Source organism: Phaeobacter sp. JH20_02, assembly GCF_048056915.1.
GTDB lineage: Bacteria > Pseudomonadota > Alphaproteobacteria > Rhodobacterales > Rhodobacteraceae > Phaeobacter > Phaeobacter bryozoorum.
In genome coordinates this window covers 61711-85362 of record NZ_JAYMVP010000010.1, presented here as the reverse complement: position 1 = coordinate 85362, position 23652 = coordinate 61711, and the positions used below count along the sequence as shown (strand labels likewise).

At 60.2% G+C, this 23652-nt stretch carries 27 protein-coding genes and 3 pseudogenes; 12 read left to right on the top strand and 18 right to left on the bottom strand.

The genetic code is table 11. The annotated features are described in order from the left end of the window. Positions 1–111: 111 nt before the first annotated feature. Positions 112–1191, top strand: a complete 1080-nt coding sequence (locus tag VWY34_RS03240; RefSeq protein ID WP_092465192.1) for a hypothetical protein — start codon at positions 112–114, stop codon at positions 1189–1191. 280 nt (positions 1192–1471) lie between these two features. Here VWY34_RS03240 and VWY34_RS03235 read toward each other — a convergent pair whose 3' ends face one another. Then, positions 1472–1666 (bottom strand): hypothetical protein, encoded by a 195-nt coding sequence (locus VWY34_RS03235; protein WP_123618725.1) that lies wholly within the window; start codon positions 1664–1666, stop codon positions 1472–1474. A 103-nt stretch (positions 1667–1769) separates the two neighbouring features. Between VWY34_RS03235 and VWY34_RS03230 the strand changes: the two genes are divergently transcribed. After that, positions 1770–2432, top strand: coding sequence for a L,D-transpeptidase (locus VWY34_RS03230; protein WP_092465193.1), 663 nt, complete (start codon positions 1770–1772; stop codon positions 2430–2432). A 48-nt stretch (positions 2433–2480) separates the two neighbouring features. Here VWY34_RS03230 and VWY34_RS03225 read toward each other — a convergent pair whose 3' ends face one another. Next, a complete protein-coding gene (locus tag VWY34_RS03225; RefSeq protein WP_092465194.1) occupies positions 2481–2765 on the bottom strand; it encodes a hypothetical protein in 285 nt (94 codons plus the stop codon). 182 nt (positions 2766–2947) lie between these two features. On the opposite strand from VWY34_RS03225, the gene VWY34_RS03220 reads away from it, so the two are divergent. Then, positions 2948–5302 carry a heavy metal translocating P-type ATPase gene (locus tag VWY34_RS03220; protein ID WP_092465195.1) on the top strand — a complete coding sequence of 785 codons (2355 nt, stop codon included), beginning with the start codon at positions 2948–2950 and terminating at the stop codon, positions 5300–5302. A 63-nt stretch (positions 5303–5365) separates the two neighbouring features. Then, entirely contained in the window at positions 5366–5878 is a 513-nt protein-coding gene (locus VWY34_RS03215; protein ID WP_009807972.1) for a L,D-transpeptidase family protein, read from the top strand. Here the strand turns inward: VWY34_RS03215 and lnt are convergent. From lnt to VWY34_RS03165, 10 genes are read right to left on the bottom strand one after another with little or no spacing between them, the layout of a single operon-like run. Beyond that, on the bottom strand, positions 5859–7466 hold the full coding sequence (gene lnt / locus VWY34_RS03210) for an apolipoprotein N-acyltransferase (protein WP_102856007.1): 1608 nt from the start codon (positions 7464–7466) through the stop codon (positions 5859–5861). The genes VWY34_RS03215 and lnt overlap by 20 nt on opposite strands. Continuing rightward, positions 7433–7936, bottom strand: a complete 504-nt coding sequence (gene lspA, locus VWY34_RS03205; protein ID WP_211003343.1) for a signal peptidase II — start codon at positions 7934–7936, stop codon at positions 7433–7435. The genes lnt and lspA overlap by 34 nt, the downstream gene beginning before the upstream one ends. After that, positions 7920–8702 carry a ZIP family metal transporter gene (locus VWY34_RS03200; protein ID WP_027238629.1) on the bottom strand — a complete coding sequence of 261 codons (783 nt, stop codon included), beginning with the start codon at positions 8700–8702 and terminating at the stop codon, positions 7920–7922. Before VWY34_RS03200 ends, lspA begins: the two co-directional genes overlap by 17 nt. Before the next feature lie 12 nt (positions 8703–8714). After that, the gene (locus VWY34_RS03195) at positions 8715–9170 is read right to left on the bottom strand and encodes a DUF411 domain-containing protein (protein WP_009807976.1); all 456 of its coding nucleotides are present in this window, start codon (positions 9168–9170) and stop codon (positions 8715–8717) included. 3 nt (positions 9171–9173) lie between these two features. Continuing rightward, the gene (locus tag VWY34_RS03190; protein ID WP_009807977.1) at positions 9174–10547 is read right to left on the bottom strand and encodes a M23 family metallopeptidase; all 1374 of its coding nucleotides are present in this window, start codon (positions 10545–10547) and stop codon (positions 9174–9176) included. Continuing rightward, positions 10544–11170, bottom strand: a complete 627-nt coding sequence (locus VWY34_RS03185) for an SCO family protein (RefSeq protein ID WP_009807978.1) — start codon at positions 11168–11170, stop codon at positions 10544–10546. Before VWY34_RS03185 ends, VWY34_RS03190 begins: the two co-directional genes overlap by 4 nt. Further along, positions 11170–11637 (bottom strand): copper chaperone PCu(A)C, encoded by a 468-nt coding sequence (locus VWY34_RS03180; RefSeq protein ID WP_009807979.1) that lies wholly within the window; start codon positions 11635–11637, stop codon positions 11170–11172. Before VWY34_RS03180 ends, VWY34_RS03185 begins: the two co-directional genes overlap by 1 nt. 23 nt (positions 11638–11660) lie before the next feature. Beyond that, on the bottom strand, positions 11661–12320 hold the full coding sequence (locus tag VWY34_RS03175; RefSeq protein ID WP_009807980.1) for a DsbA family protein: 660 nt from the start codon (positions 12318–12320) through the stop codon (positions 11661–11663). Continuing rightward, positions 12317–12739, bottom strand: coding sequence for a disulfide bond formation protein B (locus VWY34_RS03170; RefSeq protein ID WP_009807981.1), 423 nt, complete (start codon positions 12737–12739; stop codon positions 12317–12319). Before VWY34_RS03170 ends, VWY34_RS03175 begins: the two co-directional genes overlap by 4 nt. Positions 12740–12744: 5 nt before the next feature. Further along, positions 12745–13311 (bottom strand): SCO family protein, encoded by a 567-nt coding sequence (locus VWY34_RS03165; protein WP_040182672.1) that lies wholly within the window; start codon positions 13309–13311, stop codon positions 12745–12747. 208 nt (positions 13312–13519) lie between these two features. Between VWY34_RS03165 and VWY34_RS03160 the strand changes: the two genes are divergently transcribed. The 7 genes and pseudogenes from VWY34_RS03160 to VWY34_RS03130 all read left to right on the top strand — a co-directional run. Beyond that, a complete protein-coding gene (locus VWY34_RS03160; RefSeq protein WP_039965742.1) occupies positions 13520–13948 on the top strand; it encodes a MerR family transcriptional regulator in 429 nt (142 codons plus the stop codon). Between the two features lies 1 nt (position 13949). Continuing rightward, positions 13950–14276: a YnfA family protein gene (locus tag VWY34_RS03155; RefSeq protein WP_009807984.1), complete on the top strand. Its 327-nt coding sequence runs from the start codon at positions 13950–13952 to the stop codon at positions 14274–14276. Positions 14277–14474: 198 nt separating this feature from the next. After that, the gene (locus tag VWY34_RS03150; protein WP_009807985.1) at positions 14475–15071 is read left to right on the top strand and encodes a cation transporter; all 597 of its coding nucleotides are present in this window, start codon (positions 14475–14477) and stop codon (positions 15069–15071) included. A gap of 95 nt (positions 15072–15166) precedes the next feature. Continuing rightward, positions 15167–15922, top strand: coding sequence for a transglutaminase-like domain-containing protein (locus VWY34_RS03145; RefSeq protein WP_092465208.1), 756 nt, complete (start codon positions 15167–15169; stop codon positions 15920–15922). After that, the gene (locus tag VWY34_RS03140; RefSeq protein ID WP_009807987.1) at positions 15912–16829 is read left to right on the top strand and encodes a cation diffusion facilitator family transporter; all 918 of its coding nucleotides are present in this window, start codon (positions 15912–15914) and stop codon (positions 16827–16829) included. The genes VWY34_RS03145 and VWY34_RS03140 overlap by 11 nt, the downstream gene beginning before the upstream one ends. Continuing rightward, on the top strand, positions 16826–17383 hold the full coding sequence (locus VWY34_RS03135) for a methyltransferase family protein (protein WP_009807988.1): 558 nt from the start codon (positions 16826–16828) through the stop codon (positions 17381–17383). Before VWY34_RS03140 ends, VWY34_RS03135 begins: the two co-directional genes overlap by 4 nt. 140 nt (positions 17384–17523) lie before the next feature. Next, a pseudogene (locus VWY34_RS03130) lies at positions 17524–17977 on the top strand (L,D-transpeptidase); the annotation flags it as partial. A 25-nt stretch (positions 17978–18002) separates the two neighbouring features. Here VWY34_RS03130 and VWY34_RS03125 read toward each other — a convergent pair. The 3 genes and pseudogenes from VWY34_RS03125 to VWY34_RS03115 form a co-directional block, all read right to left on the bottom strand. Continuing rightward, positions 18003–19619: pseudogene (locus VWY34_RS03125) on the bottom strand (ISL3 family transposase). Between the two features lie 77 nt (positions 19620–19696). Further along, positions 19697–20020, bottom strand: a pseudogene (petA, locus tag VWY34_RS03120) (ubiquinol-cytochrome c reductase iron-sulfur subunit); the annotation flags it as partial. A 106-nt stretch (positions 20021–20126) separates the two neighbouring features. Then, positions 20127–20651: a hypothetical protein gene (locus VWY34_RS03115; protein WP_038008363.1), complete on the bottom strand. Its 525-nt coding sequence runs from the start codon at positions 20649–20651 to the stop codon at positions 20127–20129. A gap of 27 nt (positions 20652–20678) precedes the next feature. Between VWY34_RS03115 and VWY34_RS03110 the strand changes: the two genes are divergently transcribed. After that, positions 20679–21293 (top strand): Crp/Fnr family transcriptional regulator, encoded by a 615-nt coding sequence (locus tag VWY34_RS03110; protein WP_052068523.1) that lies wholly within the window; start codon positions 20679–20681, stop codon positions 21291–21293. A 5-nt stretch (positions 21294–21298) separates the two neighbouring features. Here VWY34_RS03110 and VWY34_RS03105 read toward each other — a convergent pair whose 3' ends face one another. The 3 genes from VWY34_RS03105 to VWY34_RS03095 are packed head-to-tail and all read right to left on the bottom strand — an operon-like array spanning position 21299 to position 23652. Then, the gene (locus tag VWY34_RS03105; protein WP_009807995.1) at positions 21299–21751 is read right to left on the bottom strand and encodes a DUF411 domain-containing protein; all 453 of its coding nucleotides are present in this window, start codon (positions 21749–21751) and stop codon (positions 21299–21301) included. Further along, complete coding sequence (locus tag VWY34_RS03100) at positions 21748–22659, bottom strand: sterol desaturase family protein (RefSeq protein ID WP_009807996.1); 912 nt, start codon at positions 22657–22659, stop codon at positions 21748–21750. The genes VWY34_RS03105 and VWY34_RS03100 overlap by 4 nt, the downstream gene beginning before the upstream one ends. Positions 22660–22665: 6 nt before the next feature. Next, entirely contained in the window at positions 22666–23652 is a 987-nt protein-coding gene (locus VWY34_RS03095) for a cation diffusion facilitator family transporter (protein WP_038008366.1), read from the bottom strand.

Here is a 23652-nt window from a genome sequence, read left to right as displayed (position 1 = left end):
GCGTGATCAGAGAGATCTCGCAGACCACCGCGCGCACGTGCTATATAAGGTGTGTGGGCGCACCCTGACAAAACACTTGGGTAAAATGCAAAAGTGCCGTATTTTGCACATATGAAGCCTCAAGTATCTACACATTATGATAGTTTTGACGATCCTCTAGTGGATTCGGAGGGGCTTGAAGAGACGTCTGAGGACGACCTGTGGTTCCTGCCCGGTCCGATGGAAGTGGAGCCGGATTATCTGCTGCCCGGACCGAGAGCAGAGCTGCGTGAAACCGCAGTCCTCGACGATTGGCGGAAGGCAGAGGCGGTTAATGCCGCGCGTCTCGCCCGTGTGGCTGGTCGGATCGGCGCGTTGGATGACCGGCTGCGCCGTGGCCCGAAAGGCTGGCGGCACAGGCTCGCGCTGATGGAGGCGGCAGACCTCAGCTGGTTTGTGGGTGACCGTATTGGCCCGGATCGGCTGGCGCTCTGGATATCCATGCGCCTGTCCGGCGTGCAGGACAACACTGCAGCGCTCGCGCGTGTCGGATGGGCAGTGCGGCGTCTAACAGGCGGTCCCGGCCCAGAGGTGGACCTGTCCGCCTTCCTCGATCGCCGTGACCCCGAAAACATAGCAGGTGAAGCCGAAACCTTTGCGGATCGCGCGGGCGGTTGGCTTGACCTGATGGCGCAAGCCGTCGACCTGCACCCGATCACACGCGCCTGCATGGGGCTTCACCTCTGGAGCCTTGCGGGCCTCGGGCAACAGGGCGACCGGATGGAAGCGGCGGTTACCGCCGCACGCATTGCCGCCAGCGAAGGCCCGAATTCGAATGGAGGGGCCATCTTTGCGCCTCTGGCTATGCGCGGGGCAGGGGGGCTGCGCGCCAGTGGCCCACCAGCTGAGCGCTTGGAGCGTTGGCTCGAGGGAATGGAAACAGCATGCCTGACCGCGATGCGGCACCTCGACGATATCCAGGCATGGTCAGCGCGGGCGGAAACCATGATGGCCCCGCTCTCTGGCAAGACACCACCAGCATTGCGCGCCGTGCTGGCCGAATGGCCCCTCGTCTCCGCCCCAATGGCCGAGACCCTGACCGGTGCCAGCCGCGCCGCCGTCCAGCGCAACCTCGTCTGGATGGAAGCGCGGGGTTTGATCTGCGAAGTGACCGGGCAGGGCCGGTTCCGGATGTGGCGCACCACGACCTAAGAGATGAGCGTCATCGCTCGGTATCCTGACGGGTGCGTGCCAGTCGGCCAAAGTTCCGGTAGGAGGAGGCAAAGCCCGCCGGAACCTTGGCAATCAAGGTGCTCGAATTTGGAGATACTCCTCGCCAGTGCGCAAGGCCGCTGTGGCCGGCGCTTCCGTGCGGTTGTGCCTTCACCATCTATGATGACTGGTGAAGGCGGCGAGCAAGACGCCCGGTATTTTGGACACTGCGCGGCCCTGTTTGTCGTTGCTGCTTTGCCTGCCCCCGTCACCGTGCAAGTCAAAGTTCACCACACTGCCGTTCGCTGCTCAGGCGAAGCGGGCGATATGGCCTTCCTCCATAGCCAGCTTCGACAGGATCTGACTCTGCAGCAACCGTGGTCTCGGGAACAGGCCGGGTCAGGCTGGGCGGCGCGCCGATCTTTTCGTAGTAGCGGATGGTAAATTGCGGATCACAAGGATCGTGTGTTTTCACGAAAATATGTCCTTGAACCTCTAGCCACTAGAAGTCCTATCTAATCAAAGTGAACAGATACCGTTCTTGCCATAGATTCTGGTGGGAACCGAAAGGGTACGACATGCTGACAAGACGACACTTCATTCAAACAACAACGGCGCTATTCTCCGCGTCTGTTTCCAGCCCCCTGTTGGCCGATACCTGGCCCACCGAGGCACAGAAGGCTGAATGGGACGCGCAAGTCACGCCGCCCGGATTCGATCCGGCCGCGTCAAACCCTTGGGGCCTACACCCGCGCTTTTTGCCCCAACGCGTGATTGCGAAACCCGGGCTCGTGCCAGGAGACATCCATGTCGATGCGGTCGCGCGGTATCTCTATCATATCGAGGAGAGCGGGACCGCAATGCGCTACGGTGTGGCCATTGCCCGGGGCAACCTATACGAGCCTGGGGTCTACACGATCAAACGCAAGGTGAGGTGGCCGCATTGGACACCGACCCAGAACATGATCGAGCGGGATCCGGAAAACGCACGATGGGCCGACGGGATGGAACCCGGCCCCGAAAACGCTTTGGGATCACGAGCCATCTATCTGTACGTCGGAGGCCGCGACACTTATCTTCGAATACACGGCACGCCCTATCCGAGAAGTATCGGCGGTCGAGCCAGTTCGGGTTGCGTGCGGATGGTCATGGCTCACATTAACGAACTTTATCCCAACGTTGAGATCGAATCGACGGCACATTTGTACTCAGCGGAGGACAGTGTCACCGCGCGAAGTTGAGTGTGGTGCGTAGGTCTGAGGCGCGTTGATGCAACGTCTGACGCGTCCTCAAGCTTCGCGTGCCACGCAGATCGGATTACCGTTCGCCGTGCGCAACGGCAGCAGCGTCGTTTCGACCGGCCCGCTGTGTTCGTACCAATAGCAGCCGTCTTCCGGCACGAGGCGCGCGGTTGCAACATCCTGATCCGGAGCAGCCATCGCAACCACGGCTTCGGGAACGTTGCCCGTCTGGTCTGCCGTGTCGTCCGGCCCTGTCGGCTGGATGGCGCATCCTGTCGTGAGCAAAAGCGCCACCGCAACCATCATTTTTTGCTTCAGCATCAAAACCTGCATCGAGTTTCCTTTCTTTTCTGTTTTTCTTCGTATCGGCTTTTTATGCCTCACGCCGTGATTGAGGCTGTCGTCGGACCGTCTAGCAAGAAAACAAACGGAAATACCACCGAACTTTTCTCTTGAAGCTCTAGCTACTGTAGGGGCTATGTCATGACAAAGCACCCGAATCCAGAGGTCCGTTCATGCCGTCCGACACCCACCGCCACGATCACGATCACGCCGAAGACGCCCAGGCAAGCGGCGGCAGTTGCTGTGGTAGCGCCGGAAAGTGCGGCGACATCGCACCGACGACTCCCGCGCCAACCGGCGGGCGCAGTTTTCAGGTGTCTGGCCTCGATTGCGCCGAGGAGGTCGCGATCTTGAATAAGGTAATCGGCCCGCAGATCGGCGGGGCCGAGCATCTCGCGTTCGATGTAATCAACGGGAGGATGACCATTCTCGACAGCGCAAAGAGTGTATCGGACGACGAAGTTGCGGAACTTGTCGCGAGCACCGGCATGACGGCGAAGCCGTGGAATGCCGAGAACGCGTCGGTCGACCAAGCGGCCCATCTTGCACGACAGCGGCTGTTTACGGCTCTCAGCGGCGGCTTCTGGGCGGCGGGTTTTCTCTGGCACATCGTCGAGACCGGTATGGGGGGGGCGCTCGGCCTCTTCGCGGGGCACGGCGAAGCGCCGATGCCGCTGGCCGAGGCAGGGCTTTTTGCAGTTGCTATCCTATTCGGCGTTTGGCTTGTGGCACCGAAGGCATGGTCGTCCGCACGTCGGCTGTCGCCCGACATGAACCTGCTGATGGTTGTCGCAGTCGCCGGAGCCATCGGGCTCGGTGAATTCTTCGAGGCAGCGACAGTGGCTTTTTTCTTTTCGCTGTCCCTCTTTCTCGAAAGCTGGAGCGTTGGGCGCGCGCGGAACGCTGTGTCGGCGCTCCTGGATCTTGCGCCACCTACGGCGCGCGTGATCCACGATGACGGAAGCGAGACCGACATGCCGGCGGTGCAAGTCGCCGTAGGCTCAAGCTTTATTGTACGCGGTGGCGACCGTATCCCGCTCGACGGCGAGGTGACGGGTGGCGCGGGCGCGGTCGACCAGGCGCCGATCACCGGCGAAAGTGCCTTGATACCCAAAGAGGCCGGAGACGAGGTCTATGCGGGCACGATCAACGGCGAAGGTACACTAACTGTGCGCGCCACGAAGGTCGCCTCGGATACCGTCTTGGCCAAGATCATCCGCATGGTCGGCGACGCCCATGCCCGCCGCGCGCCGGTGGAACAGTGGGTGGCAAAGTTCGCCCGCATCTACACGCCTATCGTCATGGCTCTCGCCGTCGCAATTGCGCTACTGCCGCCGCTTATCTTCGGCGGAGCCTGGGATTACTGGTTCTACAATGCCCTCGTGCTGCTGGTGATCGCTTGCCCATGCGCTCTGGTCATCTCGACCCCTGTCTCCATCGTCGCAGCGCTCACCGCTTCGGCGCGGGCGGGCGTCCTCATCAAGGGCGGTGCCTATGTAGAGGCGCCGGGCAGGACCACGGCGCTGGCCATGGACAAGACCGGCACAATCACCATGGGTCAGCCGGAAGTGGCGGCGGTGCACCCGCTGGGCGGGGCTTCAGCACAAGATCTGATGACCCTCGCCGCAGGGCTGGAGGCACGTTCGTCGCACCCTTTGGCGCGTGCCATTCTCGCGCGGGCGGAGGCCGACGGCGTCAAGGTGTCCGCCGCAGAGGATACCCGCACCATTCCCGGCAGGGGACTTGAAGGACGCACCGACGGACGGTCCATCTGGCTGGGGTCGGACCGGTTTGCCGAGGAGAAGGGTTTCGGCGACGCCATTCCGAAGGATCTGCGGGAGCGGATCGAAGGCGCCGGCAGCACCCTTGTCGCTGTCGGCGATGAATCCGGCGTGACGGGCATTCTTGAACTGCGCGATCGCATCCGCCCTGATGCCAAGGGCATCGTGGCGCAACTTCACGCGCAAGGCGTGAAAACCATCGTTATGCTGACCGGTGACAACGAGCGAACAGCGCGCGCCGTTGCCGCCGAGGTCGGTATCGACGAGGTGCGCGCTGAGCTTCTGCCCGAAGACAAGGTGACAGCCATCGAAGAACTGGTCAAAACTCATGACATGGTTGCCATGATCGGCGACGGGGTGAACGATGCACCCGCAATGGCGCGCGCGCATTATGCCATCGCGATGGGTGCGGTTGGTTCTGACGCGGCAATCGAGACGGCGGACATTGCCCTTATGACCGACGACCTCGGCAAGGTGCCTTGGCTGATCGGTCATTCGCGCCGGACAATGTCGATTATCCATCAGAACATCGGTATTTCCTTGGCGACCAAGGGAGTTTTCGTTGTCGCTACCGCGTTCGGAATGGCATCGATGTGGGGCGCTATTGCAGCCGACGTGGGTGTGTCATTGCTGGTGGTGGCGAACGCCCTGCGCCTGCTCAACAGCCAAGAGGCCAAGGCACCGCCGTCCGGTGGCGAGCAGGTTGGGCCACAGATCGCAAAGGCCGCGCTTGCCCACGGACATTGATCACGCGGCATTTGCAAGGTAACATTATTTCCATATCAGACCTCACGAAAGAGGCATCGAGCAGTGAAAACCATCCGATTTCCCCGCCGCGCCGTCCTGTTGGGTGGCTTAGCGGCCTTTTTGTCGGGCTGTGCCGGCAAGTTCCGCAGCTATGACGGACCCGAAGTGACGCGACTTCGGCTCTACAAGGGACAGCGTTTGCTTGTTCTCGACGGATCCGATCGCGTGCTGCAAACCTATCCGATCGGGCTGGGCTTCGCTCCTCAGGGTCACAAGCAATTCGAGGGAGACGGTCGGACCCCGGAGGGCACCTACATAGTCGATAAGCGCAACCCTGAAAGTACGTATCATCTTTCAGTTGGCATCTCTTATCCAAATGAGGCCGACATCGCCTTTGCCGCAGCGCAGGGCCTTTCCCCCGGCGGCGACATCTTCATCCATGGTGGTCCACGCCCCGGCATCGACCCGACGGACATCCGCGACTGGACAGCTGGCTGCATCGCAGTCACAGATCGGCAGATCGAGGACATCTATGCAATGGTGAAGGACGGAACGCCTATCCACATCTTTGCATGACGGTCTTTCTCATGCGGCGGTAGTTAGCCGTCGCATTGGCCGCCAGAGCCCAGCTCCACGAAGCCAAGATGAGCGCCAGCAACATCCAGTCCCCGAAAAGCGCATATGGCGTAGGCGGCTGCGCTGAGGGAAGATCAGCGTCGATGATGCCCCTTTCCCCTGTATCGAGCCGCGCAATGATCTCTCCGTTCGCGTCGATGACCGCAGAGATGCCCGTATTCGCGGCTCGGATGACAGGAAGGCCTTCCTCTACGGCGCGCATACGTGCGGAAGCCAGATGCTGCTCGGGTCCGATGCTGGTTCCAAACCAGGAATCGTTCGTCGCGTTAAAAATCCAGTCGGGTCGGAACATGTCGTCGACCACATGGCCCGGGAAAATGATCTCATAGCAGATCGCCACGGCGACCAGCGGCATACCCGGAAGCGCAAGGGTGCGCGGACCCGGTCCGGGCGTAAAATCGCCCAGCCCCGCCGTCAGCCGCTCGATCGGCAACCAGCCGCGGAATGGCACGTATTCGCCAAAGGGCACGAGATGGTGTTTCGCGTATCCGGTCAGGATCTCATTGGTATCGTCAAAAGCCTGGACGGTGTTGAAATATCGGGTGCCATCCTCGCTCAGTACACGGTCCGGCACTCCGGTTAGCAGCACGCTGCCGTCCGGTAGCGCAGCGGCAATGCGGGCCCGCGCCTGGGCATCCTCATCGAGGAACCCGGGAAAGGCGGTTTCCGGCCAGAGAAGAACGTCGAAATCGCCGGGCTGGGTTGAAAGCTCGAGATAGAGCGCGAAGGTCGCCTCGCGGTTCTCGGGCGCCCATTTCTCCTCTTGGGGAACGTTGCCCTGAACGATGCGCAGGTCGACATCCGGTGGCTGTGGTGCATCCGACTGGAGGCGAAGCGTGCCGACGGCCCACATCGTCACGATGCCGGCCAGCGGCATTAGCGAGATGATCAATCGTTGTCGCCCGACCGCCATGAGAGCCGCGCCGGGGAGTGCCGCTACGAACACGGTGAGAAAGCTTAGCCCATAACTTCCCACCCAGGCGGCGGGCTGGCGAAGGGCGGCGTAATCGACCAGAGCGTAGCCGGCGAGGTTCCACGGAAAACCTGTCAGAACGTGACCGCGCAACCACTCGGCCGCGGTCCAGGAGGTCGCGAACAGGAGGCAGGCCAGGAGACTGCCCATGGCTCCGCGCCGCGCGATTTCGACGAAGAGCACGGCGGCAATGGCCGGGAAAATCGCGAGACCTGCGGACAATCCCGCGACGGCCGGGGTCGCCAGCGCCCCGAAACGCTCGGGTTCGACGTAGAAACTTTCCGCGATCCACGAAATCCCGAAACCGAACTGGCCGAGACCAAACGCCCAGCCGACGAGAAAAGCACGCCCGAAGGAGAGGTCGCGAAGACCGACAAACAACGCAGAATAGGCAACGGGAACAAGAAGGAGAATCGAGAAAGGCGGGAAGGTTAGAACGGTCAGCGGCCCGGCGGCGAAACCAAGCGTCATCCGCGAGAGCAGACGTTTGCGCAGAGCGAAGCAGTTCAGAATTGCCGGCTTCACGACTTGATCGGACGCCGCGCACTGATCCAGGGTGCGGCGAGCAAGAGCCCCACGCCACTGACGACAAACACATCGGCCATGTTGAAGGCAGGCCAATGCGTTGAGTTGATGTAGAAATCCAGGAAGTCCGTTACAGCCCGATACCGCACACGATCAATGACATTGCCCGAGGCTCCACCGATGATCGCTCCGTAAGCGAGCGTTTCAACCGCATTTTCGGCGCGAAACAGCATAACCCCCAGCCAGCCGCAGATGGCAAGAGCGAGAGCTATGAGGCTCCACCATGGTGCGCCGCCAAGTAATCCGAAAGTGACGCCATCATTGCGATAAAAGACAAGGTTAAAACCTGGAAACACGGCGATTCCAGTGCTTAAAGAGGCCGCATTCGCCACAACAATGGCTTTTGTGATCTGATCGATTACGAAAGCGGCAAGCGCCGCAAAAATGCCGATCACCGGAGATAGTTTATGCACTGGCATTGCGTCACCCCAACCAAACATCGAGAAAAAGCATCAAAACGAGCCCGACGGCCAAGCCGAGCGTTGCCTTGTTCTGATGGCCGCTGCGATGGGTTTCGGGGATGATTTCGTGGCTGATGACATAAAGCATGGCGCCTGCGGCAAAGGCCAAGCCCCATGGCAGCAGCGGTTCCGACAGTGTGATGATGCCGGCCCCGAGCAAACCGCCAATCGGCTCGACCATTCCCGTTAGCGCGGCGATGCCCCAGGCGCGCAGCTTCGGATATCCTTCGCCCAACAGGGATACCGCAACGGCCAGCCCTTCAGGCGCATTCTGAAGCCCGATGCCGATGGCGAGTGGCAGACCGCCTTCCATACCTCCGGAACCGAAGCCAACTCCGACCGCGAGGCCTTCCGGGAAGTTGTGGATCGTGATTGCGATGATGAACAGCCAGACCCGCCGTAAGGACGCCGCTTCGGGCCCTTCGCGTCCCGTTCTGAAATGCTCGTGCGGCAGCCTTTCATTCATCAATGCAACGGCCCCCATGCCCAAAAGGATCGAGACGCAAACGATGGCCGCAGGCATCGCGCCGTTCTCGAACATCGGCTCCGCCGCATCCAACGCCGGGATGATCAGAGAAAAGAACGAGGCTGAGAGCATGACGCCGGCAGCGAAGCCGAGCGACAGATCGCGCGTCGCCCGCGACGGGATGCGCCCGAACAGCACGGGAATTGCTCCGACTGCCGTGAGCGATCCGGCGGCAAGGCTTCCGAGAAAGCCGAGCATTATCGGAGACAGGTTTTCCATAAGCGGGCCAGATTATCCTTCGGCGTAGCTTGAAAAGACTTCGGTCGACCCGTCCTCGCGGATGAGGAAGACATCATAAGCTTCACGGTTTTCTTCCGGCCCCATGCCGGGCGAGCCATAGGGCATTCCCGGAACGGCGAGGCCGACGGCGTCCGGGCGTTCCTCAAGAAGGCGGCGGATATCAGCGGCCGGGACATGGCCTTCAATCACGTAGCCCTCTATGAGCGCGGTATGGCAGGAGACCATGCGCTGCGGCACGCCGTTGTCGAGCTTGAAACGAACCAGCGACCCGCCAAACATGTTCTCGCCCGTCGGCGCGAATCCGTTTTCCTCGAGATGGTTCATCCAGGACAGGCAGCAGCCGCATCCGTTGGTCTTGCGGACGTCTATCGCTGTTGCCTCTGCGAGGGCCTGGGCCGCCGGGAACAGGGCGAGCGCGATGGTCAGAGCTTGGGTCATGCGTTTCATGGGTCAGAGCCTTTCGGTTGTCGTCTGGGCAATTTCGCTGTCAAGGTTTTCAGTCAGAAGCGCGCGCGCCTCGGTCAGACGCAACAGCGCGGCGGTATCATCCACCTCGTTCTCTGCGGCTTCGGCGAGCCTGTCGTCAGAGAGAGGGTCAGTCGGACGCCCATCTACGAGGACTTCGTAGTGCAGGTTGGGACCTGTCGCTGTGCCGGTTGCGCCAACGCGGCCGATCACATCTCCCGCCGCCACGCGTTGGCCCTGTGTTAGGCCCTCCGACACGGCGCTGAGATGCGCGTAGCGCGTCATGGTCTCGGAGCCATGGGAGATTTCGACCACGCGTCCATAACCGCCTCGCCAGCCGATGAAGCTGACCCGGCCCGGTGCCGTCGTCCGTACCGGCGTCCCGCTTGCCGCGGCAAAATCGACGCCGGTGTGCATCCGGACGTTTCCGTAGACAGGATGTGTGCGGCGCCCGAACACCGAGCTGAGGCGCGCGCCCTCGACTGGCTGTGCAAAGACGCGAAGCACCTCGCCATCGACGTAGATCGTCGCCTGACCGCTGCCGTCGTCCGGCCAAACGATCTCGTAAAGCGAATCGCCGATTTCCAGTGCGGCGAAGGCGAGGTCCGGCTGTCCGATCTTGTCATCGCCGACGCGCGTCTCGCGCCAGAGAAGCCTTAGTGTCTCGCCTCCAGCCATCTCACGGCGGAAATCCACGGTTCCACCCAGCATTTGCGCAAGGTCCACGGCAAATCGGGCGGGGATGCCGGCATTGTCGAGTGCCGCGAAGATCGAGGTGTCGATCACGGCCTCCCCAGCAAGGGTTACGATCTCCGGATCCGGCGCCACGACCTGCGTGGACACCTGCTCGCCAAAAAGCACCTCGATCCGCACCCCGTCCTCGACGGCGAGCGAGACGGTGCGGGGGCTGCCATCCATAGTCGAAACAACAGTGACCGAATTCCCCGGCCGCAACCGTCGCAGATCGTATTCCGCGCCAAGTGCAAGGGCGACTTCCGCCCTGTCGGCTCCCGCAAGACCGGCTTCGGAAAGCAAGGAGTCGAGCGTTTCACCAGAAGAGATGTCGCGAGACCAAGTCAACAGGGGCGGTTCGATGGCCTGCATCGGCCTGTCAACAACAGCGGCCTGCAGCAGGGGCAAGGGGCCGAAGCCGGGTGTATCTTCCACCCACGCCGTAGCTGGCAGCGACAACGGAATATCCAGGCTCCGGGGAGCTTCAGGACGCTGGGGCATCCAGCTACCTGCCTGGGCAAGTTCTGGCGGCACGGGTTCTTTCGACAGAACATCGAAGAATGCGATAGCCGCCCCCGAAACGGTCCCCGCAAGCGCGACACCTGCCGCAAAAGTTCTGAGCCTCATGTCGCTCCCTCCGTTTCTTCTTCCAACGCGCGGCGGATCTTCGGTACCGCGAATTCCCTCGGTTCATGATAGTCAATCATGGTGACGAACCGTCCAGCGGCACCGAACAGGAAGACGCTGGCCGTGTGGTTCATCGTGTAGTCGCCGCCTTCCGTGGGCACCCGCTCGTAGGCAGCGCGGAAGCCGTCCGCGATGCGCGCAATCTGCCCCTCCGGTCCCGTCCAGCCGCGGATCGCTGGGTGGAAATAACTGACATATTCTGCCATCGCCTCGACGGTATCGCGCTCGGGATCGACCGTGATGAAAACCACGTTCAACTGTTTGGCTTCGTCTCCTAAATCGTCGAGCCAACCTGAAATGTCCGAGAGCGTGGTCGGGCAGACATCGGGGCAGTAAGTGAAACCGAAGAACGCCATCGTCGGTCGCCCGATCAGGGTTTCCGGCCCGACCTCGTTGCCTTCATGGTCAGTCAGGCGGAAATCCATCTCGGTCAGAGCCATAGGCCGCTGCTCGATAGGTTCGGGCGCACCGGGTCCGTCGACCCGCCACCAACCGACGAAGAGCGTCAAGGCAATTGCACCGGCACCGGCCGCGCCGTATCCTGCGATCGTCCTTCGTCGCATTAGTCTTCCGGTCCGCGTGCGGCGATGCCAAGGATCGGCACCTCGACTGTCACCTCGCCCCCGTCGACAAAAAGTAGGGTCAGCGGAAAGGTTTCCCCTTCCGTCATGGGTTGTTGTAGCCGCATCAACATCGCGTGGAGGCCGCCCGGCTCAAGCGCGACGCTCTCGCCCGGGGCGATCGCGATCTCACCTGCCGCGCTCATGGAACTCACACCTTCGGCATTGGTCTTCGTCTCGTGGATCTCGGGCATCATCGCGAGGGGTGTTGAAAGACCAATCAGCGTCACCGGCTCGTCGCCAGTGTTGCGGATCGTCATGTAGGCGGCCCCGGGGCGGTTCATCCCTATGGAGGCGCGGGACCAGGCGCTTTCGACGACGACATCCACGGGTCCGGCCAGTGCGGGTACTGAGAGCCCTCCAAAGGTCAAGAGCGCGGCCAGTGTGCCCGTCATAATAATCTTTTTCATCGTTTTGGTCCTGCCTTTTCCATTCAGCTTTGCACGGCAGCAACTTCCGCGGCCACTAATCGACGCAGTTCTGCCTCCCCGAATGGATCGAGCGACTTGCCGTTTACAAAGAAAGTAGGAGTCTGGCGAACTCCCACGGTTTCGACGTCCGCACGATCCTGATTCAGGATCGCAACGACATCCGGTGCCAGCATTTGCGTGCGCGCGGCCTCTGCATCGAGTCCGGCAGTGGCGGCGATCTGGAGGATCAGACCGGGCTCAGGCGCGCCGTGCGACGCCCATCTCGGCTGATCCCGCAGAACGGCTTCGAGCACCGGCTCGTAAACGCCTTGCATGCGTGCTGCCTCGAGCACGCGGATCGCTTCCTCGGATGCCTCGCCATGAAACGCGGTGTAGCGGATAACGACGCGGACGGCATCTCCATGCTGTGCCATGATGTCCTTCACGATCGGATGGAAGGCGCGGCAAGCCTCGCAGGCCGGGTCAAAGAATTCGACAATCGTGACGGGCGCGTCGGCAGGTCCGAGGATGGGCGAGTAAGAGCGGATCATCGCGTCCGCGAGTTCCGGCGCAACGGTTTTTGCTTCGGCCGCGGGGCCGGGGCGAGTCGCGTACCAAGTGGCTCCGCCGAAACCGGCAACGCCGAGGGCGAGAACGGACAGGATTAAGCCGCGTCGATTCATGTTTGTGTTTCCTTCAATGAAAGTGCCGACAGGAACCCGATCAGTGCGAAGGCGACCAGCGCCATCAGCGGGATCGGAATGCCGAAGACCAATTGGTTATCATCGGTGCAAGAGGGGCCGGTGGCCGTGCAGGGCTGGATGCGTTCGGGGATCAGGCCCGCGTAGAGGCCCATGTGCCACAGGGCGACCACGCCACCACCAAGCGCCAGAGCGATGCCATAGCGCCCGACGCTGCCGTCTCGCCACCAAAGGCCGAGGCCGAGAATGATCGCGAGCGGGAACATGAAGGCGCGCTGGAACCAGCACAGCACGCAGGGTGTCTGCCCCATCACTTCGCCGATGAAAAGTACAGCAAGCGAGGCGACGAGGGCAACGATCCATGCCAGCCCGAGGGCGGTTTCTGCGGGTACGCGGTTCATGTCGGTCAGATCCTCTCTTCCAGATCGGCGAGAATCTCTTCAGCGGACGTGCCATAGGGCCATGAGTCTGCAAAGCCTGCCTCGGGGTCGAATAGAAACAGATGTGACGTGTGGCCCATTGTGTAGCCATCCGGAGCTGTAGCCTCTTCGATGCGTTCAAAGAAGATCGGAAACGTTTCGGATGTAGCGGCGATCTGTTCGGGCGTACCTGTCAGCCCGATGATGTTCGCATCGAACAGCGGAACGAATTCGGCGAGTGCCATGGGCGTGTCCCGTTCGGGGTCGATGGTTATGAAAATCGGCTGGACCCTCGCGGCATTGTCGCCCAGACCGTCCATCACCGCCGCGACCTCAGACAGTGTCGTCGGGCAGACATCGGGGCAGTTGCTGAAGCCGAAAAATACCAACATCCAACGCCCCGAAAAGTCTTCTTCCGTGCGAACCACACCTTGGTGGTCCGTCAATTCGAATGCAGCGACAAACGCTGGATCGTTGTCGGTTCGGGCGCGGTCAGCGCGATAGTCCGACCAGAGCAAAAGCCATACGAAGGCAAGCGACGCGACGCCTGCCAAAACCCAAAGAAATTTCTGTGCCGATGTAAGGGACAAACCTGCGCGCCTGATTTTGGTTCTTGATTATTGTCGCGTTTACATCCTCTAGCTACTAGAGGTTCAAGCGCGAAATCACGTTGTGGCTTAAACTCACGCGTCTGTGAATCCGGCACTTGTCTATTGGGGCGGCAAAACCTACAAAGACTGTAACTTTTTCATGGAGGCGAAGATGCTCACGATCGGCACTCTGTCAAAGAAGACCGGCACAAAGGTGCAGACCATTCGGTACTACGAGCAGATCGGGCTCATGCCCGAACCTGGCCGGACTGAAGGCGGACAGAGGCGCTATGACAACGCACAGCTCGACCGACTGTCCTTCATCCGCCATTCGCGACAACTCGGCTTCTCGCTTGATGCGATCCGCGAGCTGCTCGACCTCAGCGACCAGCCCAATCGGCCCTGCGAAGAAGCCGACGCGATTGCGCGTCGCCAGCTAAAGCAGGTGGAGCAGCGCATGGCCCGTCTGAAGGCGCTGCGCACCGAACTGAAACGCATGGTTCACGAATGCAGCGGTGGACGTACTGCCGATTGCAAGGTGCTTGAGGTGTTGCGGGATCATTCCGAATGTTTGACCGAACATGACGAGATCGGCGCCTGAGATGCCTGCCGCGCTTGCATACCCGCTTGCGGCCTTGGCCGAGATCGCCGGGTGTTTCGCGATCTGGAGCTGGTGGCGCCTCGGCGCATCCGCGGCTTGGCTCGTACCCGGTATTGTAGCCTTGGTGGTATTCGGGTGGCTTCTGGCGCAAGTCGAAACGGTTGCTGCGGGCCGCGCCTTTGCCGCCTATGGCGGAGTCTACATTGCGGCTTCGGTACTGTGGATGTGGCTTGCAGAGGGTCACAGACCGGACAGGTGGGATGCGCTTGGCACAGCCGTTTGCTTGCTCGGCGCAGCTATAATACTGGCCGCGCCACGAACCAATTGAACTTTATGGTTTGAACTTGAAACCGTCTCAAATCGCGATCTCATCGCCCCATAAAAAGGGCTATGCTCTGCATTGGTTGGGGCGCCTGCCTGAAAGCTCCCGACGGTCGTACGTGGAACTGACCATCAATAATCAATCCGGAACCCTGATCTGCCAGAGAGGTTGAAAGATCATAGTTCACAAATTGGAATGGGAAGTATGGCGGCAGAAAAACGAGCAGAAAGACGCACACTTTGGATCGTTCTCGGTCTCAATATCAGTCTTGCTGCGGCCTTTTTCGCAACTGGGACCTTCGGGGATTCCAGTGCCCTGATCGCCAACGGGCTCGACAACCTTTCAGACAGCTTGGTCTACGCAATCAGTCTGTTTGCATTGTCGCGGTCTGCGAAATGGAAACGTGGCGCGGCGAATGTCTCGGGCGGCCTGCTGATCGTGTTCGCCATCGGGATCCTTTATGATGCTTGGCGCCGCTATGTCGGTGGGTCGGATCCCCTTGGCACCGTTATGATCGTCATGGCGCTGATCGCGGCGGCCATCAACTCAGTTTGTGTCTGGTTGCTCGCTCGGCTCAAAGATCCGGACGTCAACATCCGCGCGGCCAATACTTTCAGCTGGAACGACTTTGCGGCAAACCTCGGAATCGTAGTCGCAGGTGGCCTCGTTGCCTGGCTGGGAACGAACTGGCCCGACCTAGTCGTCGGTGTGATTATCGCCGGGATCGCGGCCTGGGGCGGTGTCAATATCCTACGCGACGCACACGGTGAACACCACAAAGCAGTTCACACGGACAAGTAGTTGCGAGAGATCGTTTCTAAAAGAAGGGGTTGAAGCTACAGTAACTATAGAGACTAGTCTGTTCCAAGACGATTCGAGGAGCGACTCCGTTGCAGATAACCAACCCCCTACTTGCACCCACCAAACTACTGGATTTTGATGCCGCGCCTCTTGCGCATCTAATAGAGAGCCGCAGCTGGCGCGACTTATCCGAATACGATCGGATCGGAGCTGCCTATGATTTCGTTCGAAATGAAATTGCGTTCGGATACAATCGAGCTGACGACATCCCCGCATCCGAGGTACTTTCCGACGGCTACGGGCAGTGCAATACGAAAGGCACGCTCTTAATGGCGCTGCTGCGTGGTGTTGGCGTTCGTTGCCGGTTGCATGGGTTTACGATCCACAAAGGCTTGCAGCGCGGTGTTGTCCCAGAGTTGGTGTATCCGCTTGCTCCAGAGGAAATTCTCCACTCGTGGGTAGAGATCGAATTTCAAGGGGCCTGGATCAACCTTGAAGGCTTCATCCTGGATGACGCTTTCTTCGAAGTCCTGCAAAGATCGTTCTCGGACACGGACAGTCTCTGCGGTTATGGCGCGGGCACGGATTGCCTTGGCGCGCCTCCCGTCGCCTGGAACGGAGAAGATACCTACATTCAGAAAACCGGCATCGTGCAAGATTTCGGCGTGTACGATACGCCCGACGCCTTCTATTTGTCCCATGAGCAATCCTTTGGAAGGCTGCGTGGTGCCCTTTACCGTCATATAATACGCCACTGGATGAATGCGCGCGTACGTGGTTTCCGCAGCGGCCGCCTGAAGACTGACCGACGCGCGACACACGCGCATGAGGAGCCTGCCAATGCCGCATGATCACGGGCACGCGAATATCGATCCGAATTCTGGGGATCGACGGGTTGCGATCGCGATCTGGGCGAATGGGCTACTTACTGTTGCGCAAATCGTCGGGGGCATATTGTCGGGCAGTCTAGCACTTATCGCCGATGCGCTGCACAACTTTTCCGATATGGCCTCGCTTGTCATTGCCTTCGCCGCGCGCAAGATCGCGCGCCGCCCGGCCGATGAGCGCATGACTTTCGGCTATGGCCGGGTCGAAATCGTCGCTGCCCTGATCAACTACACCACCCTGATCGTGATCGGCTTCTACCTGATCTACGAAGGTGGCATGCGCATGATTGATCCACCCGAAGTCATGGGGTGGACCGTCGTCATTCTCGGTGGAATTGCGCTTGTGGTCGACACGCTGACCGCAATGCTGACCTATTCGATGCAGAAGGGGAGCGTGAACATCCGCGCGCTGTTTCTCCACAACCTTTCGGACGCGTTGGCTTCAGTGGCCGTCATAGTCGGCGGGACGCTCATTATACTTTATGATATGCGTTGGGTGGATCCGGCCATCACCATCGGCATCGCGCTCTACATCCTGTATCTGTCCTTCACCGAAATAGGGGCCCCAATTCGAACCCTGATGCTTGGGAGCCCACCAGATATTGATGGAAATGACGTGGTCAGAGCGATCCAGATTGTCGATGGCGTTGTGGACGTGCATCATGTCCACCTGTGGCAAATGCAGGAGAACGCTGCGGCATTGGACTGCCATATTGTTGTCGAACGCGACCGGATGGGTGAGGCCGACAAAATTAAAGAAAACGTCAAATCGGTGCTGCATGAACGTTTCTCAATCGAGCATTCCACGCTTGAATTCGAAGCGACCGACAATGCGCATCAGGAGGCGCAGGTGTTCGGACACCGCTCATGACGATTGCCCAAGGCATACTAGTGGTCGTAGGCCTGCTGTCCGGTCTGGTTTTGATTGGTGCGCTCCTTTGGTCGATCGTCCGCCCGTCCAAGCGCATCTGGCCTCCAAACAGAGAGCATTCAGTCATACCAATCATTGCATGGGGCCTCACATTGGCCGTGTTTGGGGCGGTGATCGGTTTGGGCATCGTGGATTGGAAATCCGCTTCTATGCCCAACGCGCTCCGTTGGGCAGTCGGGCCGTTCTTGATCGCAATCGGAAATCTGATCGCCTGGTGGGGGGCATTCATCATTGGACTGAAAGCCACCAGTGGGGTGAGAGACGAGCTGATCACTTCGGGTCTCTACCGTTTCTCTCGGAATCCGCAGTATCTTGCCGACATGGCCATCCTAATAGGTTTGGGTCTTCTCTTCGCCTCACCTTGGGTTTGGCCTGTCGTCATCGTTGGAGTTGCCGCGCTGGCCCTTGCCCCGCTCGCAGAAGAGCCATGGCTGTGCGAACAATACGGCACCAAGTATCGCAACTATTGCGCTGAAACACGTAGATATCTCTAGTCTCGCCGCCTCACGAGAACGTCATCAATTTTCGGTTGAAGCTCTAGCAGCTAGAGGTCGTATCCGTTCATCAACAAAAGGGCGAGGCAAAGTATATTACTGATTCAAAGAAAACACGGTGCCAGTTCGTCTCGACAACTATGATCGGACTTCTGGGAACACCTTCCCTTCTCCGTGCTCAGGAGCAGGAGCCCTCGGCGGTACGCAGAAATATTTCTGTCCTTCAGTGCGGATCCCTGGCAAGACCACTTCGATAACCTTCAGCACGGTGCAATTATGTGCGACATTGACTCGCGTGCAGTCCAGTACTGGTCGGAAGACGAAAGTGTTTACAAACTCTACCCTTCAAGTGTCCCCGCCTCGGAAGAGCTGACCCGCCGAGGATATACAGAGGTTATAAGGAAGGTGGAGAGGCCCAGTTGGCGGCCCACTCCATCAATGAAAGAGCGCAACCCCGAATGGCCTGACTATTGGCCGCCGGGTCCTGACAACCCGCTTGGAACCCACGTGCTTTATTTGTCGTGGCTGTATTACCGGGTGCACGGGACCGGGGACACACGCAAGATCGGGCGCCAGTCATCAAACGGTTGTGTCGCGTAGCCTTTAATTGGGCTCTGCCTCAATCTGTGTGGCGGAACGGTAGCATTCTCGCCCGCAACAATTCTGGACCGGCTCGGCCGTACATGGCGCGCTTGAGGGTTTTCAGGCGGTTGATCTGACCTTCCGCCTGGCCGTTGTTACAGGGCATCTCGATCGCCTTTTTGACCACATTGAAGTCCCGGTTCAAGGTGCGGGCGAAGCGCACAATGGGCGTCAGGCCGGTTTCGATGGCGTCGTCGATCCATGCAGGGAGCGGACCCGCTTGGCGGCCACGCATGATACCGTTGAAACGCATGGCGAGGCTGCGCATCGTTGTGAAGGCGGGAGAACCGGCTTTGAGCGTGTCGACTTTCCGCGCCTGATCCGAGGTGAGCTTTCCGCTGGGTTTGATGCACAGCGCGGCCGCAATGACCGGAGAGATCGCATGCCCCGTTTCCGGGCCCCGGACCGGCTCCAGGATCTGGTGCTCCACGGCGGGGCCCTTCGTTTGCTTTTCGGCTCTGCGCCCGCCCGCCCCCAGCCGCTTTTAATGCGACTGACTCCCCTCGTAACCACGCTCTTGGATCATACGGTACAGGGCGCTGCCTGTTCGAATGCCGTCCTTCCAGCTTTGGCTCAGGAATTCTTCAAAGTACCACGGCGAAGTCGGTTTCAAAGCGGCCTGTTTGCGGTCCGGTGGCGTCTCGAACTGCAGCCATTTCGCGATGCTGCGGCGCGGGAACCCTGTTCGTCGCCCGATCTCGCTACAGTTAAGCCCCTGATTTCGGAGCGCATGGATGGTGGTGAAAATCTCTTCCCGAGATGTCCTGTGCGCAAGGCGTGACTTCAGAAGGCTGCCGGCTGCGGTGATATTGTCGGCGTCGGCCAGCAGCGCTCTGCCGGTCTCAGGGCCGTGGAGGTTCATTTGCTCCTCAATGGCCTGCCGCAGGTTTTGCACGATATGGAACCGATCAGCGACCTGCTTCGCCTGCGGTGCCCCTTGCCGTGCAGTCTAGGCGTAGAGACCACACCGATCTCTGCTAATCACTTTCACCTCGGGGTGTCGCTTGAGCCAGTTGGTGCAGGTGACGACATCTCGATCCTCAAGAATGTCGATCACCACGCGACGCTCCAGATCCACAATGATCGTGCCGTAGGTTTGCGACTTCCGCCAGCTCCAGTCGTCAATCCCGATGACCGTCGGCGGCTTGGCGGTGCCCTGAGCACGCTTTTTCAACTGCCTGAGCACCGTGTAATCGCTGACCCCAAGGCCCAAACGGTGCAAGAGCCGTTCGGCAGGCCGTCCGCCGGTTGCATGCCCAAGATGACTGACAATCTCCCCGACACGCGAAGTGCTACGTGCAAACGGATGCGCAATCGAGGTGAGTTGGTCTGCGAAAGTCCGGCGTGGGCAAGCGGGTGCCAAACATCGCCAACGGCAAATCGCGAGATCAACCGTTACCTCCTCTCCATGGGCGGGATAATCCTGCAACCGCCGACGCCGCCAGCCGTGACGTCGGCGTGAATGCAATCCACAGTCTGGGCAGATGCCGCTTGGTGTCAGACTGCCCGATACGATCCACCCGCCGAAATCACTTCGCTCAACGCATTGAACCGAAACTTCGGCCCCGGGCGACCAATGCTTCTTCGAGCTCACAACCATCCCTCCTGAATTTTCCTGTTTCAGGATAGTTGCGCCACACAAAGTGAGGCAGAGCCCAATTAAGGGCTACGCGACGCCAGCGCATCGGCGGGCAGATTGGGGTTGCGCGCCTTGCCGTCAGGCTGGTCAGAGACCGCCTCTGCCCGAGCCTGAGCCATTTCTGCCTCTGTGCGATGACGGATAAAGACAGGTTTTCCGCGCCAGTTGACGGTCAATTGCGTTCCAGGCGCGAGATCGGAAATGTCGACAGTGATCTGTGCCAAGGCGCGGACATCGGCGGAAGGGTTCATCTGGTTCACCAGTGGCCAGAGCGCGGCCCCTGCGGCCACGACCCCCGCCCCGGCCGTTGCGTAATACAGGAAATCCCTGCGCGCGGTATCCTCTGACGCTTCCATCACGGGACATGTGTCCATGTCTCCCGCGCGGGAAGGTCAACACGCGAGATGTAACGTTTTGTCAGTGCACCTCTCTACGGATCAACAAACAAGCCGTGTCGGCGCGTCAATGGTGCGGGGCTGCGCCTTTTGCCATCATGAGGTGGTGCTCCTGGTGATGCGCCCCGATGGTCATCAGGCCAAAGAAACCAAGTCCCTGAATCTGAGCGGCATCGCCATCGACACTGAGCGCCACGCCATCTTCGAGTTCCTCCGTGACAACGTCCCAGCCGGTTTCAGCCGCAAGAAAGGGCGCATGGGCGGGCACCATGGCGCGGATGGCTTCGAGAACACGGGGGGTGCCCCGAATCTCGAACCGGGCCCCTTCCGGCCGCAGGGTGCGGGTGACCACGGCCTCTTGGGTCAGAAGATCCATATCGACCAGATGGCGGCGCAATCCGTCGATATCGACCCGCTCCCAATCTGTCTCGGGATCGGCCTGCAGGATCGCAACGATCTCCGCCAGGGCGGCAAAGGCCGATTGCCCGGTTTCCTGCGGTCCACCCATGTCATGGCCAGTCGCGGAATGGGCGTGCTGAGCGGCCACGGGTGCGGCCATCAGTATGGCAAGGAGGAGGGAAATGAGACGCATGGACGGGTCCTTCAATGGGATGCTGTCATGTTTACGCTAGCAGGGGCGGGCGTATCGCAATATGATTGCAATCATATGTTGCCAGCCCCCTATGATCTTATCCCGAGTTCAGCCCTGCGCCCTTTTTCCGGCGCGGTTGGCGACATCATGTTTCACCAAGGCGGTCCCACCCACGGTCTCTATGTCGTGCAAACCGGGCGCGTGTATCTCGAGCGGGTCGGCCCAGATGGCGAGCGGTTCATCATTCACCGTGCCCAAGCCGGAACAAGCTTTGCCGAAGCTTCCGTGTTTTCAGAGGTCTATCATTGCGATGCTGTTTTCGTTCAGGCAGGGACGCTGATCCGGATCGAAAAGGATGCCGTTTTGGACGCCTTCGCCGACCCTGAGTTTGCGCGCGCTTTTGGTCGCCAGGCGGCTCAGCAGATACAGGCACAAAGACAGATGCTTGAGATCGTGGGTATCCGGCGTGCAGAAGACCGGGTGTTGGCGGGGTTGGTCGCGGGCCTGCTCGACGGCTCCGTGATCGAGTTCGCCGCCCGATTACAGCTGAGCCATGAGGCGACCTACAGGGCCTTGCGAAAGCTTGTGCAGGACGGGCGGGTCAAAAACCCCGCCCGCGGGATTTATCACCTGCGCCCATGACCCGATCAGCTGTGGCTCGCGAAGACCGAGGTCACCCCGTCGGAGCCGACAAGCAAGGTATCAAAAGTGTCACCAGCCCCGGGACCGCCCATGCCGGGCGAACTCATCGGCATGCCGGGAACCGTCAACCCGCGCGCCACCGGTTGTTCTGCCAGCAGCCGCGTGATGTCCGCGGCAGGCACGTGGCCCTCGATAAAATAGTCACTTATGATCGCCGTGTGACATCCAGCAAGTTCCGGAGCGATTTGTAGCCGGTCTTTGAACGCATAAAGCGCATCCTGATCGACATCCTGCGCCTCGACCGTGAAGCCCGCTTGCCGGACATGATCGACCCAGGCGGTACAGCACCCGCAGGTGGGGGTTTTCAGGACTTTAATGACCGGTTCTGTGTTGGCCAGTGCTCGCAGGGGGAGTGTGGCAGCCGCTCCGGCCAGCAAAAATGTGCGTCTTTTCATCATGTGTTCCTTTTTGAAGTATCCGAGACCGTAGAACTGTGTGTTTGAGAGTCCAGAGGCTGTTCCTGCTCTGTCGGCGAGAGGGCGGGTGCATCCAGGGCGTGCCCGCTTGCCGGCCCGCGAAGGGGCTGGATCAACATCTTGTCGACCCAGAGGTCGCGCGTCGTGCGAAACTGCTCGATGCCGATCGTCATTCCCTCGTGGCCCTTCGCGGGCTGGGCAACGTAAGTACCCATGAGGCGGTCCCACCACGGCAGGTTGAAGCCGTAGTTTGAGTTGGTTTCGCGCGGATCGACAGAATGATGCACGCGGTGCATGTCGGGTGTGACGACGATCCATCTGAGCCACCGGTCGACTGGTCTCGGCAGGTTGATGTTGGCATGGTTGAAGAGTGCCGTGGCGTTGAGGATGATCTCGAACAACAAAACCGCGACGGCGGGCGGACCAAGCGCTGCGACCAAGCTTAGCTTGATCGCCATCGAGATAAGGATCTCAATCGGGTGAAAGCGCAATCCCGTTGTGGCGTCGAACTCGAGGTCCGCGTGGTGCATCCGGTGCAGACGCCACAACGTAGGGACGGCATGGAACATGACGTGTTGCAAATAGATGGCCAGATCGAGAAGCAGCATGGACAGGACAACGGCCAACCAATACGGCGCGCCGATAGTGTTGAATAAACCCCAACCCCGCTCCTCGCCCATGACCGCCAGACCAACGGCCAGGATTGGGAAAGACAACCGCAGGATCGCCGTATCGATCACGACAAGAGCCAGATTGTTCGACCAACGGATGACACGCGGAATGTCACGCCGCCGACGCGGGGCGGCGAGTTCCCAAAGCGCCATGGCGGCCAGCACACTCAAAAACGCCGTCAGACGAATCTCCGGCTCTGCGGCAAGTATCGTGTCCATCACAGTCTATGGCCCTTCTGTGTTAGGGCTTGGGTGCGGATGCGCATCTCGCACATCAGTCTTTTCTTGCGCAGCCTTTGCAGCCGCTATCTGGACTATATCAACATCCAGCGCGTGGCGCTCGTCGAGACACTCGGTTTCGAGCTGCAGCGTGACCATGTGAAACCCATGCTGCTCCGTCAGCCGTCGATAGGCCCTGTTCAGCAAGTGCGCGGCCTCGGCGGGTGCCCTATGGCGGATATGGGCGGAAAACGCGTGTTTGCCGCTGGTCAGCGTCCAAGCATGCACGTGGTGAACATCCACAACCCCGTCCTGGTGGTTCAGATCCGCCATCACAGCGTCGAGATCCGTTCCCTCGGGCGTGCCTTCCATGAGAATGTGGACCGCTTCTTTGATTACGCCGACGGAGGCCCAGAGGAGAACCACCCCGAACGCCATGCCGAGGATCGGGTCGATCGCGAGAAAGCCGGTGAACTCGATCACGAGAGCGGTCACGATGATCAGGAGGCTGCCGACAAAGGTCTGGATGATGTGCCAGAGCGCGCCGCGGGCATTCAGATCGTCTTTGCTCGATTGCCACATCAGCCCCAGCGAGATGACCTCTGTGACCAGGCCACCGAAGGCGACCCAAAGCATTGGGCCCGTGGCCAGGTGGATCGGATTTCCGAGCCGAATCGCGCCCATCCAGATCACCAGAAGCGCCATGCCGAGAAGAAAGCTGCCATTCACCAGCGCGCCGATGATCTCGGCGCGGTACCATCCGAAACTGCGCGCCGAATCCGCTGGACGGCGCGCAATCCGCTTCGCGATGATGGCCACGAGAACACCGCCAACCGCCGACAGGGTGTGAAACGCATCCGACAGGACGGCGATCGAGCCGGTCCAGAGCCCGACGGCGAGTTCAATCATGAAATAGACGCCGGTGAGCCAGGCAGAAATCACAAGGGCCTTGCCGGAACTCGGCATGTGTCCAGCGTGAGAATGATTGGCCAT